The organism is Alkalihalobacillus trypoxylicola (genome assembly GCF_001590785.1).
GTDB lineage: Bacteria > Bacillota > Bacilli > Bacillales > Bacillaceae_D > Alkalihalobacillus > Alkalihalobacillus trypoxylicola.
In genome coordinates this window covers 409,476-424,875 of sequence record NZ_LTAO01000023.1, presented here as the reverse complement: position 1 = coordinate 424,875, position 15,400 = coordinate 409,476, and the positions used below count along the sequence as shown (strand labels likewise).

Here is a 15,400-nt window from a genome sequence, read left to right as displayed (position 1 = left end):
AACTCATCCTTTTAGTAGATTGTGAACGGATATATAATCTAACACATCGCGATACTCATGGTTGGCATCACTGAAAACGGCATAATTTTTTGCAGTAGCAAACCAATCGAGCGTCGTTGGTTGTCTCTTTTTCATTGAGGTTAACAGGTCTTGATTAGTTAATGGTTGAATTTCACCTGTTTCAAAGGCTTTTGCTATCGCTAAATCTATCGCATCTTTTATGACATATTCTAAGTCTGCACCTGAAAAGTGCTCTGTATATTTAGCAATTAAATCTAATTGAAGGTCTTCCTGTGGTTTGCCATCAGTTTTTATAGATAATATTTCTTTTCGTCCATCTAGGTTTGGTGGAGGCAGGAAGATGAGAGAGTTAAAACGACCAGGCCTTCTTAAGGCAGGATCTAGATACCAAGGAGTATTTGTAGCTCCGATTACATACATCCCTTCGTTATTAGATTTGGTTCCGTCTAGTTCCATTAATAATTGATTAACAAGAGTTCGCTCGTGATGACTGTTCATCGCTTGTCGATTACCACCAACCGCATCTAGCTCATCTATAAATAATACACAAGGAGTTTTTCTTCTGGCATCCTCAAAGAATTCATGTAAATTTTGTTCTGCTTCACCGGACCATTTTGATAGAATGGAAGGTAAATCTAAATGTAGGAAATGTGCATGAATTTCGCCGGCAATCGCCCGAGCCAAAAAAGTTTTTCCACACCCAGGAGGACCATAAAAAAGTAACCCTCCACTTAACTCCTTTCCATAGGCTTTAAAAACTTCCGGTGATTGAATCGGTAGGATAAAATCTAGTTTAACTTTTTTCTTTACCTCTTCTAGTCCACCAATATCTGCAAACGTTTCTAGTTTTTGTTCAAGTTCAACCATTTTATTTTGCTCTTTATCAAATGAAATAACTTTAAGCTTAGAAGGTTGCTCATTATGATTCATTTTAAAATCCTCCTTACAGTTCTAAAAAATTAAAATAAGACTTGTTTTTTGGTAATTGAGTGAATTTCATCATTGCTCTATAAACGAATAAAACCGAACGTTTCTTATAAAATATGATTTAAACGTTTGCGAATTAACTTCTTGATTGAAACGGTAGGTAGTGACTCCCAAAGGACAGTGTGAAGATCCACTCTGACGAAGCTCTGCGTAGTCAGAGTTAGCTGAAGACAAGCCCTTGGGAAAGCATCTACCTAAAGTGGAAATCAAAAACCTAATCGTTCCGTTTTCATTATAAGAATTTGTTATTTTATAAAAAATGTTATAATTACCTAAAAAGTACCAATAAATAACTGTATATAATTTTAGATCAATTTTAAAGATTTAATCAATCTATAACCTTATGAGAAGTTTTCGTGTCATTTTTTAAAATTAAAAAGAGTGAATCAAAGGACTTAGGTATAAATATATAAAAAGCTCAATAGAAATAATTAATCTATTTTTAGAAAGACTAGTTGAATCACTTAAAAGTCCAGTTTAAAGCGATATTTAGTGATATTACCATATTAGGTATTAATAATGATGTGCATATTGAGAACTCTTTTTGGGACGTTTCTCCTGAAATATTAAATTCTATAAGAAAGGAAGTAGAGTTTCGTGAGAAAAAAAGAATTGGCATTTTTTTGCATTTTTATTTTCTCATTAATAGGCTGTCGTGATGAGGGACAATCTGTAGAATATTTATCTGTAAATGATAAGAAGGAGGATTTGCAAGAATTAATTAATATTCTTATTGAGGTTCATCCAGATCCTAAACGAAATATTGGAGATTCCGAGTGGAATAGGTTAGTAAAAGATTTGCAGGATAGCATAAAAGAACCTAGAACAAAAGACGAATTTATGATAGAACTAATGTCATTTATACAGAATATAGGTGATGCTCATACCTATTTGCTACCAAAAGAGATTCATGATGAAAAGATATTCCCTGTTAAGATTGAAATGTTAAAGGAAGGTCTAGTTGTTTCTGATACTTTCGATCATCAACTAAAAAAAGGTGACCTTATTGTTAATATAGGTGACCTTGAGTTAGAACAATTGACTAATCATATGGAGAAAATTGTTGCAGCAGAAAATCAATATTGGAAGCAAGTGATGATTGGTAATTTACTTAATTTTGAATTTGTCTTGGATTATTTAAAAGTATTAAAAAATGGGAAAGTTGCAGTGCGAGTAGAAAGAGAAGGAGAATTTCTCGATATTGAAGTTGAATTGATAGAATTTGAAACTTTTCAGAATCTTGTTATGAAACAAAATAAATCGTTTGATTGGAAATTGTTAAGTCACGATGATATAAGATACGGATATTTTAAATTAAATCAGTGTTTATGGAATGATGAATATAGAAACGAATTAGCATCTTTTTTTAAAGAAGTTGATAATCAATCAATTGAACGGATTATACTAGATTTAAGGGATAATGGGGGTGGAGATTCTCGAGTTATTAATGAATTCATCACATATCTCGATATTGAAGAGTATCCTTTTTTTAACAAAAAGTGAAATACTCGGAACTAGCAAAATTACAAAGAGGTTATTCTATAGAAATTGAGAATGAGCATAATGACGGTCCAGTTATGATTATTAATAATAAGAAAGTAGATTCTCTTTATGGCGGTGATATCATCGTTTTAATTAACTCGCATACGTTTAGTTCTGGTTATCTATTTGCAGAAATTTTAAGTAATCTTAAGCAGGTAACGATAGTGGGATCACCCGCAGGTCAAGGAGGGAATAGTCAGTTTGGTGATTTATTAATGTACGAATTGCCTCATTCTCACGCTCAGGTCTACCTCTCCCATAAAGAGTTCATAATGCCCAAAACATATCCTGAGCATATAGATGCATTATATCCAGATATTCTAATAGAAAGAACCAGAGAAGATGTCCTTTCCGATGAAGATCAGATATTAAAAAAGCTTTTGGAGAAGTTAGGTTGAAATGTACAAAAAAAAGCTAGTGGTTTTTCCCACTAGCTTCCTTCATATATACTTACAGCTCTGAACCATTCGTTGCGATGACACCTTGATACCAGTAGAAGGAATCTTTTCTACTTCTGTTTAATGTTCCATTTCCTTCATCGTCTTGGTCAACATAAATGAAGCCGTATCTTTTTGACATTTCAGATGTAGACATGGAAATCAAATCGATAGGACCCCACGATGTATAACCAATTAAATCAACACCATCTTTAATAGCTTCCTTCATTTGCTGAATATGTTTTTGTAAGTAGTCAATACGATAAGTGTCATGAATGGAACCATCTTCTTCTACTTTATCATAAGCTCCTAATCCATTTTCTACAATGAATAGTGGTTTTTTATAGCGATTGTGCATATCACGTAGAGTAATACGTAAACCCTTAGGGTCAATTTGCCAGCCCCAATCGGATGTATCTAAATATTGGTTTTTGACCGCATTGGATACTAAATTACCAGCAACTACTTCATGCTTTTCAGGGTCCACAGCAACTGATTTGGACATATAATAGCTTAATGAAATGTAATCCACTGGGTATTGCTTAAGAATTTCATCATCGCCAACTTCCTTTTCAATGACAATGTTATTTTCAGCAAAATAACGATTCATGTAAACCGGGTACTCACCAGTAGCATGTACATCTGTATAGAAAAGATTTAAATCGTTCTGGTGTAATGCAAGCTGAACATCATCTGGGTTATTGGTAACTGGATACGTTTGAGTTCTAGCAAGCATGCAGCCTATCTTCATTTCAGGATTAATTTCGTGGGCTATTTTTGTAGCAAGTGCACTCGCTACAAACTGATGATGTGCTGCTTGATAGGAAATTTGAGCTTTCGTTTTATTTGGAACTTTATCAATCAGTACTCCTCCTCCAGTATATGGAGAGTGTCCGATCATATTAATTTCATTAAAGGTAATCCAATATTTCACTTTATCACTATAGCGGTTGAATACTGTTTCTGCATATTTCGTAAAGAAACCGATCACTTCACGGCTATACCAGCCATTATATTTTAGAGTTAATGAAAGAGGTGTTTCATAGTGAGATAGAGTAACAATAGGTTCGATGTCATATTTTTTTAATTCATCAAACACATTATCATAGAACTGTAGTCCTTCCGCGTTTGGTTCTGCATCGTCACCATTTGGAAAGATTCTTGCCCAGTTGATAGAAAGTCTAAACGCTTTAAGACCTAATTCAGCTAATAAAGCAATATCCTCCTTGTAACGATGATAGAAGTCAACACCATATCGTTTAGGGTATGTATCTTGAATTTCTCCCTTTAATACTTTCTCGATATAATTTGAATCCACATCAATGGCGAAATTCAAACCTCTTTCACTTTTAGGGACATAAGGGACCATATCGGCTGTCGTAAGTCCTTTTCCTCCAATATTATAGGCACCCTCGACTTGGTTAGCTGCTGTAGCACCACCCCATAAAAAGTTAGCTGGAAATCCATTCATATTCTTGTTCATTACGATTGCACTCCTTTTATTACATTTTTAAATGAGGGTGCGCAATGAAGCGCACCTCATTTATTAACTAAAGCTAGAAAAATTTATTTAATGAGCGTTAATAAATGCTCTCCCTCAAAGATAGGACCAGATTCAGTAATATTCAGAACATCTAAATATTCATTTGTATTTGTAATAATAATCATCGTTACCGTTTGTATCCCTGCTTCACGAATCGCTTTTCGATCGAACTCAATTAATGGCTGGCCTACTTTAATTTGTTCAGATACGTTTACGAGAGATTTAAAGTGCTTGCCTTTAAGTGATACCGTATCAATTCCAATATGGATTAACACTTCTTCACCGTTAGCACCTTTAATTCCAATGGCATGGTTAGAATCTGGTAAAACCGTTACTTCTCCATTAATTGGTGCAACAATACGATCTTCATCAGGCTCTATTGCTATTCCTTTACCCATAATTTCACCAGAGAAGGTAGGATCAGATACTTCTTTTAATGGTACAAGCTGTCCTTTCATTGGTGAAAGAATATCTGTTTTTTGGCTATCTGTAGATGTGGTTGTTGCATTAGTATTTTTTGATTCAGTAGATTCTGTTTGCTTGTTGTTAGTCGCTTCATTTCCATCTGCAGGAAGGTCTTTAAAGCCCAATAAAACGACTAGTAGAAACGCTCCAGCAAGAGCAGCAACAAATAGAATACAAACAAGTATTAAGTTAAAAGCTTCACCAGAAGGATTCGCAAAGGTTGGGATGACGAATATACCTGGTAGACCACCCATTACGAATTTCTTCAGACCAAGACCTGCACCAACGGCACCTAGAATACCTGAGACAATCATTGCATAGTATAGTGGTCTTTTTAATTTCATATTAACCCCATACATAGCGGGCTCGGTGATTCCACATAAAGCGGATAAACTAGATGAAAATCCTAATTGCTTCATATTCGAGTTTTTCGTTTTAACAGCAACACCTAATGCAGCACCAGACTGTGCTATGTTATTAATAAGCATCATAGGAGTTACAATCGGATCAAATCCAAAAGTTGCAAAGTTTTGTAAAGCTATTGGAACAAGGGCATAATGCATACCTGTCATAATTAAAAGAGCCATAAATCCAGCAATTAAAAATCCTGCAACAGGTCCAGCTACATCAAATAACCAAATTAAGCCGTCTGCAATTCCATTACCAACAAACGTTCCTGCTGGTCCAATGAGCCACAGTGTAATCGGAGCTGTGATGACTAACGAAAGTAATGGTGTAAACATAAGAGTAACAGGTCCTGGCATCCAAGACTTGATAAAATTACTCACGTACTTGAGTAAAATAACACCTATAATGATCGGTATAACAGAAGATGAATAGTTAATAACTGGTATTGAAACGCCTGCAAAAAGTGTAAAATGCGTAATTTCTCCGCCTGCAACCGCGTTTACCATCGTTGGGTATAATAATGGCGCGGCAAGAGCAAGGGCTACATACTCATTTGTTTTTATTTTACGAGCCGTTGAAACGGCAAGGAAGAATGGTAAGAAGTAGAACAGTCCATCTCCAATCATATTGAAAACTTGATAGACTTCACCAGTATTATCTAACCAACCTACGGTTACAAATAAAGCTAAAAAACCTTTCAATAAACCTGCTCCAGCAAGAGCTGGAATTAATGGCGTAAACACACCGGAAATAAAATCAAAAACGCTAGATACAGGACCTTTTTTCTCACCTGTTGATTCATTATTACCACTCGTTTCAACAAGAGGCTCTACCTCTAGGAATACATCAGCTACTTTATTACCAATAATGATCTGGAATTGGTCACCTGAGAACTGAGCACCCATAACACCCTGTAAATTTTTAATTTCTTCCATGTTTACTTTGTCTTTATCATTTAGAATGAATCGTAAGCGAGTGACGCAGTGCCAAGCTTGGTCTACATTATTTTTACCGCCAAGTCGTTCAACAATTTGTTTGGCTAAATCTTTATGAGCTTTCATCGAAACTCTCCTCTCTTTTGAAAAAAAAATACCCAAACAAACAGAGCTTGTATGCTCCTTTTTGCTTGGGTAATGCCTGATTATAAAATCAGTAACAATCCACAATGAATCCATGTATTAACTTTTGTTTTGATTAGTTAAACGCCAAATATGAAGAGCAAGATATAGTTTCTCATTTGGCGTTAATATCCAACCGTACTTTTGTTCAAGAAATTTCGCAATTTTATCGACGGCTTCATAAGAGCGCGGATACTTTTTTTGTGCAATATCCAAAATCGTTGCATCCACTTCTTGGTCATCTATCTGATTTGCTTGAAATTGCCGGATGAAGAAATGACGTAAATGAGAAATAAAACGAATATAATTTAAAGATTCTTCATCTAACTTCATTTGATAATGATATTGAATAATTTCAATAATGCGGTTAATGACCTCTGTCATTTTTAGTGTTTCTTCAATCTTGGTCTTTTTCGCCTGCTGGCCATTCACAAAATGGTAAGTCAAAAAAGTTTCTTCACTTTTGGGCAACAGCACATCTAGAGTATCAAAAACAAGGGTAATTGCCTCTTTAGCCGCTTTATATTCTTTTGGATAAAGATTCTTTACTTCCCAACGGTTTGTAGAAATATAATCAAGTTGTTCATTCGCTCGTTTAATAGCGAAATTAAGATGATCAGCCATGGTTAAATAAATATTATTCTCAAATGTACTGCCGATTGATAATTCAGCATTTTTAACCACTTGTACGGAGACATCTAAAACATCAGGGTCTATACTATCTAAGACCTCCATTAACGGTCTTCGAGCTATTGAAGGCTCTGCTACAAACTTGCGATCGATGTCATTTTCATCAATCTGGTCACCTTGATTCTTTTGATAGCCTACGCCTTTTCCCATCACCACCCATTCAAGTCCAGAGAGATCTATAACTAAAGCCACGTTATTATTAAAGGCTTTAATATACCTCACCTTACTTCCCCCATCTCTTAAAACAAAAAAATCCATCTTAAAAATACAAAGGTGTCTTTTCAAGAACAATCAAGAAATGACAATCCGTATTTTTAACATGGTAATGCCTGATCGAATCAGTAACAATCCAATTATTTAATTGATGACTTTAATTTATCATCATATGTAAGCGACGTCAAATGTTTTTTTATCCTTTTTTTAAAACATTTTTTTCCTTTTATTATTGCATATATTGAAAACCTTACTGTAACAATATTCTTTGTTATTATGATTCTAATATAATGATCTTTGAAAAGGACGAGACTAGACACTAGATTAAGGAATTAATAGTTGTAAAGTACTCAGATGTTCGCTCCCTCAAGACACTTCGTGTTTGGTTCGGCATTGCCACTACTTCCCACTGGAGTCTCCGTGCCTTGAGACCGCTATCTTACTCTTGCAGAGGGAATTTACTCATTCAAAAGAACCCTCTTTCAAGATGGAGGATTCTTAGTTTGTTTTCATGTTTGCTACCATTACATACCAAAATAAGTTTTGCTTTAAAGAGCTTCTTATCAAAGTTTATTTTATTGAAATAAATTGAAGGTCCTTAATTGAAGTTATAATGAAATAGTAATATGCATCAGGTTAAAAAGGCTTTTATAGGCTATGGTTCGCTTTTTCTACTCTATGTCCTCCAAATTCATTTCTTAGTGCGGCAACGACCTTTCCTGAGAATGTATCTTGATTTAAGGAGCGATAGCGCATAAGTAAAGACATGGCGATGACAGGTGTAGCCGTTTGTAACTCAAGTGCTGTTTCCACGGTCCATTTACCCTCACCCGAAGAATGCATGATTCCTTGGATTTCTTCCAAATGTTCATCAGCTTGAAAGGCTTTTTCTGTTAGCTCCATTAACCATGAACGAATGACAGAGCCGTGATTCCAAACTCCTGCCACTTTTTCATATGAAAAATCAAACTCACTTTTTTCTAGAATTTCAAACCCTTCGCCGATAGCTGCCATCATCCCATATTCAATGCCATTATGGACCATTTTTAAAAAGTGGCCGCTACCAGCTTTTCCAGCATATAAATATCCATTTTCAACGGATGTATCTTTAAAAATAGGCTCGACCATTTGCCAAGCGATTGGATCTCCTCCAACCATGTAGCATGCTCCATTTCTAGCTCCACTCATTCCTCCAGAGGTTCCAACATCCATAAAATGAATTCCTTGCTCTTTTAGCTCACTATATCGACGAATCGATTCTTTATAATGAGAGTTTCCAGCTTCTATTAAAATATCTCCTTTACTCAATAAAGGGCGTAGCTCAGTTAAAATGGAATCAACAACGGAATGTGGAACCATTAGCCATATGACCCTTGGTGCAGATAATGATTTCACTAAGTCTTTTATCGTCAGCGCTTCTTTAGCTCCGTAGCTTTTTAGCTGTTGTATTGCCTCTTTATTTACATCAGTTGCTGTTATTGTATAGTTTTGGTCAATCAAGTTTTTACCAAGATTCATGCCCATTTTCCCTAGACCTATTAATCCTATATTCATGTTCATTTCTCCTTTTTTAAGTAAATTTACCACCATTTATATCCATGTTTATTTACTAAGTCATCAGCTTCTTTTGGTCCGTTAGAGCCAGCTTGATAAAAATTAAGGGGTATCTTATTCGTATGGAAGTTCTCTATAATCGGTTGAACCGATTTCCATGCTAACTCGACTTCATCCCAATGTGTAAAATAGGATAAATCACCCTGAATGGCATCAGCTAATAAATATTCATAAGCCTCTGGGATGTCTTTATCATTAGATGAAAAATTCATTGTAATCGTTTCTAGTTCACCAGTTATCGGATTTTTGCTATTTAGCTGAAGCGATATCCCGTAATCAGGGTTTATATGAATGGTTAATAAATTTGGTTTTGAATTAGTCTTTTTTTCATGATTATTTAATACGTTTTTGAATTCTATGACGATCTTCGTCTCTTTTTTATTTAATCTTTTTCCTGTACGAACGAAAAAAGGAACTCCCTCCCATAATGGATTTTCAATAAAGAGTGAGGCAGCGAAAAACGTTTCAATATTTGAACTTGAATCAACCCCCAATTCATCTTTATAGCCTTTAATACAGGGAGCTTTTGTATACTGACCACGAACCACATCATGCTGATTCTCTACTCGAATAGTTTCCATTAATTGAACTTTTTCGGCTCTTAGTTTTATAGCGTTTCTCTCATCTAACATAGTGACTGCAGTCATCATGATCAGTTGAAGCATATGATTTTGAAACATATCTCTCACGGCACCAGCTTGCTCATAATAAGAAGCTCTTGAGCCTACGCCGACTTCTTCATTAGCGGTAATTTGGATATTTGCGATCATATGTTTATTCCAAAGAGGTTGTAGCATAGGGTTGGCTGAAACAAACGTTAGTAAATTTTTGACCATTGGTTTTCCTAAGTAATGATCGATTCTAAAGATTTCATCCTCTTGAAAAGCATTTTGAACGATATCATTTAACTGCTGAGCCGTTTTCAAGTCGTTACCGAAAGGCTTTTCGATTATCACTCTCTTCCATCCACTAGTATTGCTTAAATTACTCTTCTTAATGTTTGTGGTAATCACATTAAAAAGCTTCGGAGATACGGATAAGTAAAAGATTCGATTTTCTTGAAGGTTATGCTCACGTTCAACCTTTTTTACTAATGTAAGTAATTTTTGATAGCTCGTTTCTTTTGTTATATCTAAGCTTATATAGGTAATACTTTTTACAAACTCCGCTTTCTGAGCTTTATCATTAACAGAGTGCCTTGAATATTCATAAAGGGAATCGATCACCAATTCTTGAAATTGCTTATTAGACAGTTCCTCTTTGCCAATTCCGATAATAGAAAAAGCTTTTGGTAGCTTTTGATTTCTGTATAGATTAAAAAGAGCTGGGAAAATTTTTCTTCTAGCTAAATCACCTGTTGCTCCAAACAAGATAAATGACATGTTCTCCATTAACAAACTCATCCTTTTTCTAGAAAATCTACTTACTTTCTGCTGCCAACATAGTATAGTCCCTATATACATTTCTAGTAAGTACGCACTTTTTTTGCATATAGTGCCTAGATGTATACTAACTTCTTTTTAAGTAACTATAAAAAAAGAGTCCACCTACTAAGATATAACTCTTTGTAGATGAACTCTTTTTGTTCTATTCCGTCTCTAAAACATTTTTAATATAATCCTTGCCCCACTCATACATAGCATCAAGAATGGGCAATAAATTTTCTCCATGCTCTGTTAAAGAGTATTCGACCTTTGGAGGAACGACGGGATATACTTCGCGATGTAATATATGATGATCCTCTAATTCTCGTAGTTGATTGACGAGCATTCTCTGCGTAATACCTGGCATGAGTGCTTTTAATTCACCAAACCGTTTCGTACCTTCCTTGCCTAAATGCCAAAGTATCAGCATCTTCCACTTCCCACCGATAACAGATAATGTTAGCTCTTTTTCACAGTTAAACGTTCGGTCTTTAAAATTAGGCATATCAAACCATCCTTTTCTTGATTGTGCACTCCATAGTATACTTTTTTACACTATATGTGGAAAATGTGCGTACTTCCATAATGATAATGTACTTAGTATAATTGCATCCAGACAGTTAGTAAAGTATCGCTAGCTGTTAATTGATTATAAAGGAGTTTTTCAAATGAAATTACAATTAGCGTTAGATCTTGTAAATATACCGGAAGCGATTGAGCTTGTCTCTGAAGTTCAAGATTCCATTGATATTGTCGAAATAGGAACACCTATCATTAATAGCTTAGGTCACGAAGCGGTTCGTGCAGTGAAAAAAGCTTATCCAAATCTAACAGTATTAGCAGATGTGAAAATTATGGATGCTGCTGGTTATGAAGTGCAACAAGCTTCAGCTGCTGGAGCAGATATCGTAACGATTCTTGGTGCTGCTGAAGATAGCTCCATTCGTGGTGCGGTCGAAGCCGCTAAAAAAGAAGGTAAAGAAATTTTAGTAGATATGATTGCAGTAAAAGATATTGAAACGCGTGCAAAAGAGCTTGACCAGCTAGGAGCAGACTACATCTGCGTACACACTGGTTATGACCTTCAAGCAGAAGGTAAGGATTCTTTCGAGGACTTAAGAAAAATTAAATCGGTTGTTAAAAATGCTAAAACGGCTATCGCAGGTGGTATCAAGCTTGAAACACTTCCAGAAGTAATCAAGGCTCAACCAGACCTAGTAATTGTTGGTGGAGGAATTACATCTAAAGACGATAAGAAAACAGCTGCACAAGAAATTAAAGCCCTTATCAACAAAGGCTAATAAATGAACACAACTCAATATCTTGAGACGATTATTCAGGAATTGCATGGTACTGTGCACAGTATCTCCGAGGATGAAGCGAACCATCTAGTTGAAGCTATTTTAGCAGCGAAAAAAGTCTTTGTAGCTGGGGCGGGGCGTTCTGGATTCATGGGGAAATCATTTGTGATGCGCATGATGCATATGGGTATTGATGCTTATGCAGTCGGAGAAACGGTAACAGCAAACCTTGAAGAAAATGATTTATTGATTGTCGGGACAGGCTCAGGAGAGACGAAAACCTTAATTCCAATTGTTGAAAAAGCGAAGAGCCTTGGCGGTACAGTGGCTGCAGTAACTCTTTCTCCGGATTCAACGATTGGAAAGCTTGCGGATTTGAAGGTTATTCTACCAGGAGCACCTAAAGACAGAGAAGAAGGTAACCAATATGAAACCATTCAACCAATGGGCTCTCTTTTTGAGCAAACCTCCCTTCTTTTTTATGATGCAGTGATTTTGCGCTTTATGGAGAAGAGAGAGCTGAACACAAAGCAAATGTATGGTAAGCATGCTAATTTAGAATAAAAAAATGGAACAAAACCACCTTCAAAGCTCTACTTTCTATGTAGTCTTTAGTGAAGGTGGTTATTTTTTATACATGCTCCTTCTATATACCTACCTGCAAAACGAATCATTTATGTAATAACTACTAAATAAGCGGCGTCTTTGCATTTAGGGGTATGAAAAAATAATGCTATCCAGTATAATCCATAAAAGGTAAAAAGGAATAATTATATAGATGATGATGACAGAGTAGGGGGAGATAGCATGAGAAAATGGTATATGGGCTTAATCGCTATTTTTATTTTAGCTGGCTGCTATCAACAAGGGTCACAACCTGAAGAGAACACTACGAATGAGGTGGTGGATTTAGCGGAAATAACCATTCCTGATACGGTTTTCCAATCTGAAAAAACCGATGCTTCTATTAGTGAAGAGGAAATGAAGCAAAGTCTACAAACCTATTTAGATAGTAGTGCGAACTTATATGAATTACGAATTCACTTTGAAAATTTCTTAGATATAGAGCATAGTCTAGATACAAGTGAGCTTGAAAAGCTTGAAAAAATTAATGCTCTATTAGAACAGAATGATCATAATTTCTCTGATTTTATATCCAAAAATACTTTACCTGAAGATTTTGCAGAAGAAACAGAGCATATCAGTCACTATATAACTGCTCATAATCAATATCTTATTCAATTAGACCAAGTATTTAATGAGTTATCAGATGGTGAGATGACGATTGAGCAACTTGAGTCGTTAGCTAATGTTCCCGAAATATTAAATGGTCGCGAACAGCAAAAAATCGAGGACTTTCTAAAGGAGAAAGAAATCCAAACGAATGTTTTCGAGTAGCCATGACAAATTTGATTTCAGTATGAGGGAGCTAATTAATTGCCTATTATCATAGGGCTTCCTATTATATAATCTGATAATACCCACTATATCTTCACAATAGCTTAATATTACGTTAAAGAAATTCATTTAGAATGAAGCCGATAACAAAAAATTGATAAATGGAGGTAATCATTTAATGAAAATAACTAATGACTTCAATTCAGTTTTTATAACCTATTTGTTAGGTTTACTCATTTTAATAAGTTTTTTGGTTCCATTAAATAGTTATGCAGCAGAGAAAGAAAGTGAAGATTTTACTTTAACCATATTACATATGAACGATACTCATGCACATGTTGAACAGCTTCCAAGTTTAATATCAACCATACAAGAGGTGCGTAACGAAAGGCCTGATTCTCTATTATTACATGGTGGAGATGTTTTTTCGGGAACTCTTTATTTTAATCAATTTAAGGGACAGGCTGACCTCGCTCTAATGAACTTGATGAATATTGATGCCATGGTTTTTGGTAATCATGAATTTGATTTAGGTTCTTCAGAAAACGGTCAACAATCTTTAGCTAAGTTTGTTGAAGGTGCTAATTTTCCTTTTCTAGGAACAAACATTGATTTTTCAAGAGATGCTTTTATGAGTAGTAAGGCACAAAAAACCTTTACTGCTGCACCAGAAGCTGGACAAGCTTACGACGGAATCATTCAAGAGATTGATGGAGAGCAGGTTGGTATTTTTGGATTAACAACAGAAGAAACGGCTGATATTGCTAGTCCAGTTAACGTAACCTTTTCTGATTATATTGAAGAAGCACAACGAGCAGTAGATTCTTTTAAAGAGCTTGGTGTTAACAAAATTATAGCGGTAACACATCTTGGCTTTGATAGTAATCCTCAGGTAGGTAATGATATATTGCTTGCTCAGCAGGTCGACGAGATTGATGTTATTGTTGGTGGACACTCTCACACAAGATTATCTGAGCCCGTAATGATTGAAAGAGATTTACAGGGTAATGAAAAGGACCCGACTTTAATCGTACAAGCGTATCAATATGGGAACTTTTTAGGTGATTTACAGGTGTCATTTGACGGTGATGGCATTATTAAAGAATATAGCGGTCAGCTTTTAGATACAAATGAAAGAGAGCCAAATCAAGAAGCGCAAACGATTTTACAGCCCTTTAAAGAAGAAATCGAAGCTTTAGCTAATCAGGAAACAGGAGCAATTGCTCAGAAAAGATTAAACAACCCACGCCTTAGTGATAGTGAAGTGAGTGTCCGAGCAAACGAAACCGAATTAGGAAACTTAATTACTGATGCTATGCTTGCTAAAGCAAAAGAGCAGGTTCCAGAGGTACAAATAGCGATGCAAAACGGTGGAGGAATTCGTGCTGCAATTGAAGAAGGGCCGATTAGGGTTGGTGATATTATTGCAGTTTTACCATTTGGTAACGACCCGACCGTTGTAGAGCTTTCTGGTGCGGAAATTAGAGAAGCTCTTGAACACAGTGTTCGTTTAGCTCCTGAAGAAAGTGGTGCTTTTCTTCATGTAGCAGGGATGACATTTACTTACGATAGTACGAAGGAGCCAGGCTCCCGTATTGTTTCAGCTTTAGTAGATAATGATGGTGTTTACGAAGAAATTCAAGATACTCAAACCTACTTAATTACGACCAATAATTTTACTGCAAAAGGCGGAGATGGATTTGATGTCTTCGCAAGAGCCTATGAAGAAGGAAGAGTAAGAGATCTTGGTCAGATCGATTGGCAGCAGCTTTTAGATTATCTGGTAGCTCCAACTTATTTAAACGGAGTGGTTAATCCGGTTCTTGAAGGAAGAATCGTTGACACAATGGGAGTAATTGATGAAGAAAAACCAGAGCCAACACCAGAACCAGAACCAGAACCAGAACCAGAGCCGAATCCAAATCCGAATCCAGTGGAAGATGATGATGAAGATTTAGAGGATATCACGAACGATGATTCTACCGATGGTGGAGACAGTGGTTCGAATAATAGTGGTGGAGGAAACCATACTAACGACCAAAACCATTCAGACAATCAGGATCATGATAAAGGAACTGAATCAGACCAACTTCTGCCGAGCACAGCCACGCAAAATTTTACAGCTTTTGCCCTTGGAGCTCTTTTACTCATTATAGGCTTAGCGATTGTGATTATCGTACATTATAAGCATGAAAAAGCAGAAGCTTAAACGAAACAATGACAGAGCATCAGCGACACC

13 protein-coding genes are annotated in these 15,400 nt (G+C 35.8%); 6 read left to right on the top strand and 7 right to left on the bottom strand.

Annotated features, from left to right (window positions below):
- Positions 1-3: 3 nt before the first annotated feature.
- Positions 4-951, bottom strand: coding sequence for an ATP-binding protein (locus AZF04_RS14550; protein ID WP_061949357.1), 948 nt, complete (start codon positions 949-951; stop codon positions 4-6).
- Between the two features lie 654 nt (positions 952-1,605).
- On the opposite strand from AZF04_RS14550, the gene AZF04_RS21815 reads away from it, so the two are divergent.
- Together AZF04_RS21815 and AZF04_RS21810 are read left to right on the top strand one after the other, a co-directional pair.
- On the top strand, positions 1,606-2,511 hold the full coding sequence (locus AZF04_RS21815) for a S41 family peptidase (RefSeq protein WP_061949356.1): 906 nt from the start codon (positions 1,606-1,608) through the stop codon (positions 2,509-2,511).
- Positions 2,512-2,585: 74 nt separating this feature from the next.
- Entirely contained in the window at positions 2,586-2,948 is a 363-nt protein-coding gene (locus AZF04_RS21810; protein WP_153017269.1) for a S41 family peptidase, read from the top strand.
- Between the two features lie 52 nt (positions 2,949-3,000).
- Here the strand turns inward: AZF04_RS21810 and AZF04_RS14535 are convergent, their stop codons facing one another.
- The 6 genes from AZF04_RS14535 to AZF04_RS14510 form a co-directional block, all read right to left on the bottom strand.
- The gene (locus AZF04_RS14535; RefSeq protein ID WP_061949354.1) at positions 3,001-4,470 is read right to left on the bottom strand and encodes a glycoside hydrolase family 1 protein; all 1,470 of its coding nucleotides are present in this window, start codon (positions 4,468-4,470) and stop codon (positions 3,001-3,003) included.
- Positions 4,471-4,553: 83 nt separating this feature from the next.
- Positions 4,554-6,464, bottom strand: coding sequence for a beta-glucoside-specific PTS transporter subunit IIABC (locus AZF04_RS14530; protein ID WP_061949353.1), 1,911 nt, complete (start codon positions 6,462-6,464; stop codon positions 4,554-4,556).
- 117 nt (positions 6,465-6,581) lie between these two features.
- Positions 6,582-7,433, bottom strand: a complete 852-nt coding sequence (locus tag AZF04_RS14525) for a PRD domain-containing protein (protein ID WP_061949352.1) — start codon at positions 7,431-7,433, stop codon at positions 6,582-6,584.
- Between the two features lie 639 nt (positions 7,434-8,072).
- Positions 8,073-8,978, bottom strand: coding sequence for a phosphogluconate dehydrogenase (NAD(+)-dependent, decarboxylating) (gene gnd / locus AZF04_RS14520; protein ID WP_061949351.1), 906 nt, complete (start codon positions 8,976-8,978; stop codon positions 8,073-8,075).
- Positions 8,979-9,004: 26 nt separating this feature from the next.
- A complete protein-coding gene (gene zwf, locus AZF04_RS14515; RefSeq protein WP_061949350.1) occupies positions 9,005-10,429 on the bottom strand; it encodes a glucose-6-phosphate dehydrogenase in 1,425 nt (474 codons plus the stop codon).
- A gap of 196 nt (positions 10,430-10,625) precedes the next feature.
- Complete coding sequence (locus AZF04_RS14510) at positions 10,626-10,967, bottom strand: winged helix-turn-helix transcriptional regulator (RefSeq protein ID WP_061949349.1); 342 nt, start codon at positions 10,965-10,967, stop codon at positions 10,626-10,628.
- A 163-nt stretch (positions 10,968-11,130) separates the two neighbouring features.
- Here AZF04_RS14510 and hxlA point away from each other — a divergent pair, with 163 nt between their 5' ends.
- The 4 genes from hxlA (at position 11,131) to AZF04_RS14490 (ending at position 15,370) form a co-directional block, all read left to right on the top strand.
- Complete coding sequence (gene hxlA / locus AZF04_RS14505) at positions 11,131-11,763, top strand: 3-hexulose-6-phosphate synthase (protein ID WP_061949348.1); 633 nt, start codon at positions 11,131-11,133, stop codon at positions 11,761-11,763.
- A 3-nt stretch (positions 11,764-11,766) separates the two neighbouring features.
- Positions 11,767-12,327 (top strand): 6-phospho-3-hexuloisomerase, encoded by a 561-nt coding sequence (hxlB, locus tag AZF04_RS14500; protein ID WP_061949347.1) that lies wholly within the window; start codon positions 11,767-11,769, stop codon positions 12,325-12,327.
- A gap of 243 nt (positions 12,328-12,570) precedes the next feature.
- Positions 12,571-13,161, top strand: a complete 591-nt coding sequence (locus AZF04_RS14495) for an NDxxF motif lipoprotein (RefSeq protein WP_061949346.1) — start codon at positions 12,571-12,573, stop codon at positions 13,159-13,161.
- Positions 13,162-13,339: 178 nt separating this feature from the next.
- Positions 13,340-15,370, top strand: coding sequence for a bifunctional metallophosphatase/5'-nucleotidase (locus tag AZF04_RS14490; RefSeq protein ID WP_153017268.1), 2,031 nt, complete (start codon positions 13,340-13,342; stop codon positions 15,368-15,370).
- The last annotated feature ends 30 nt before the right edge of the window (positions 15,371-15,400 follow it).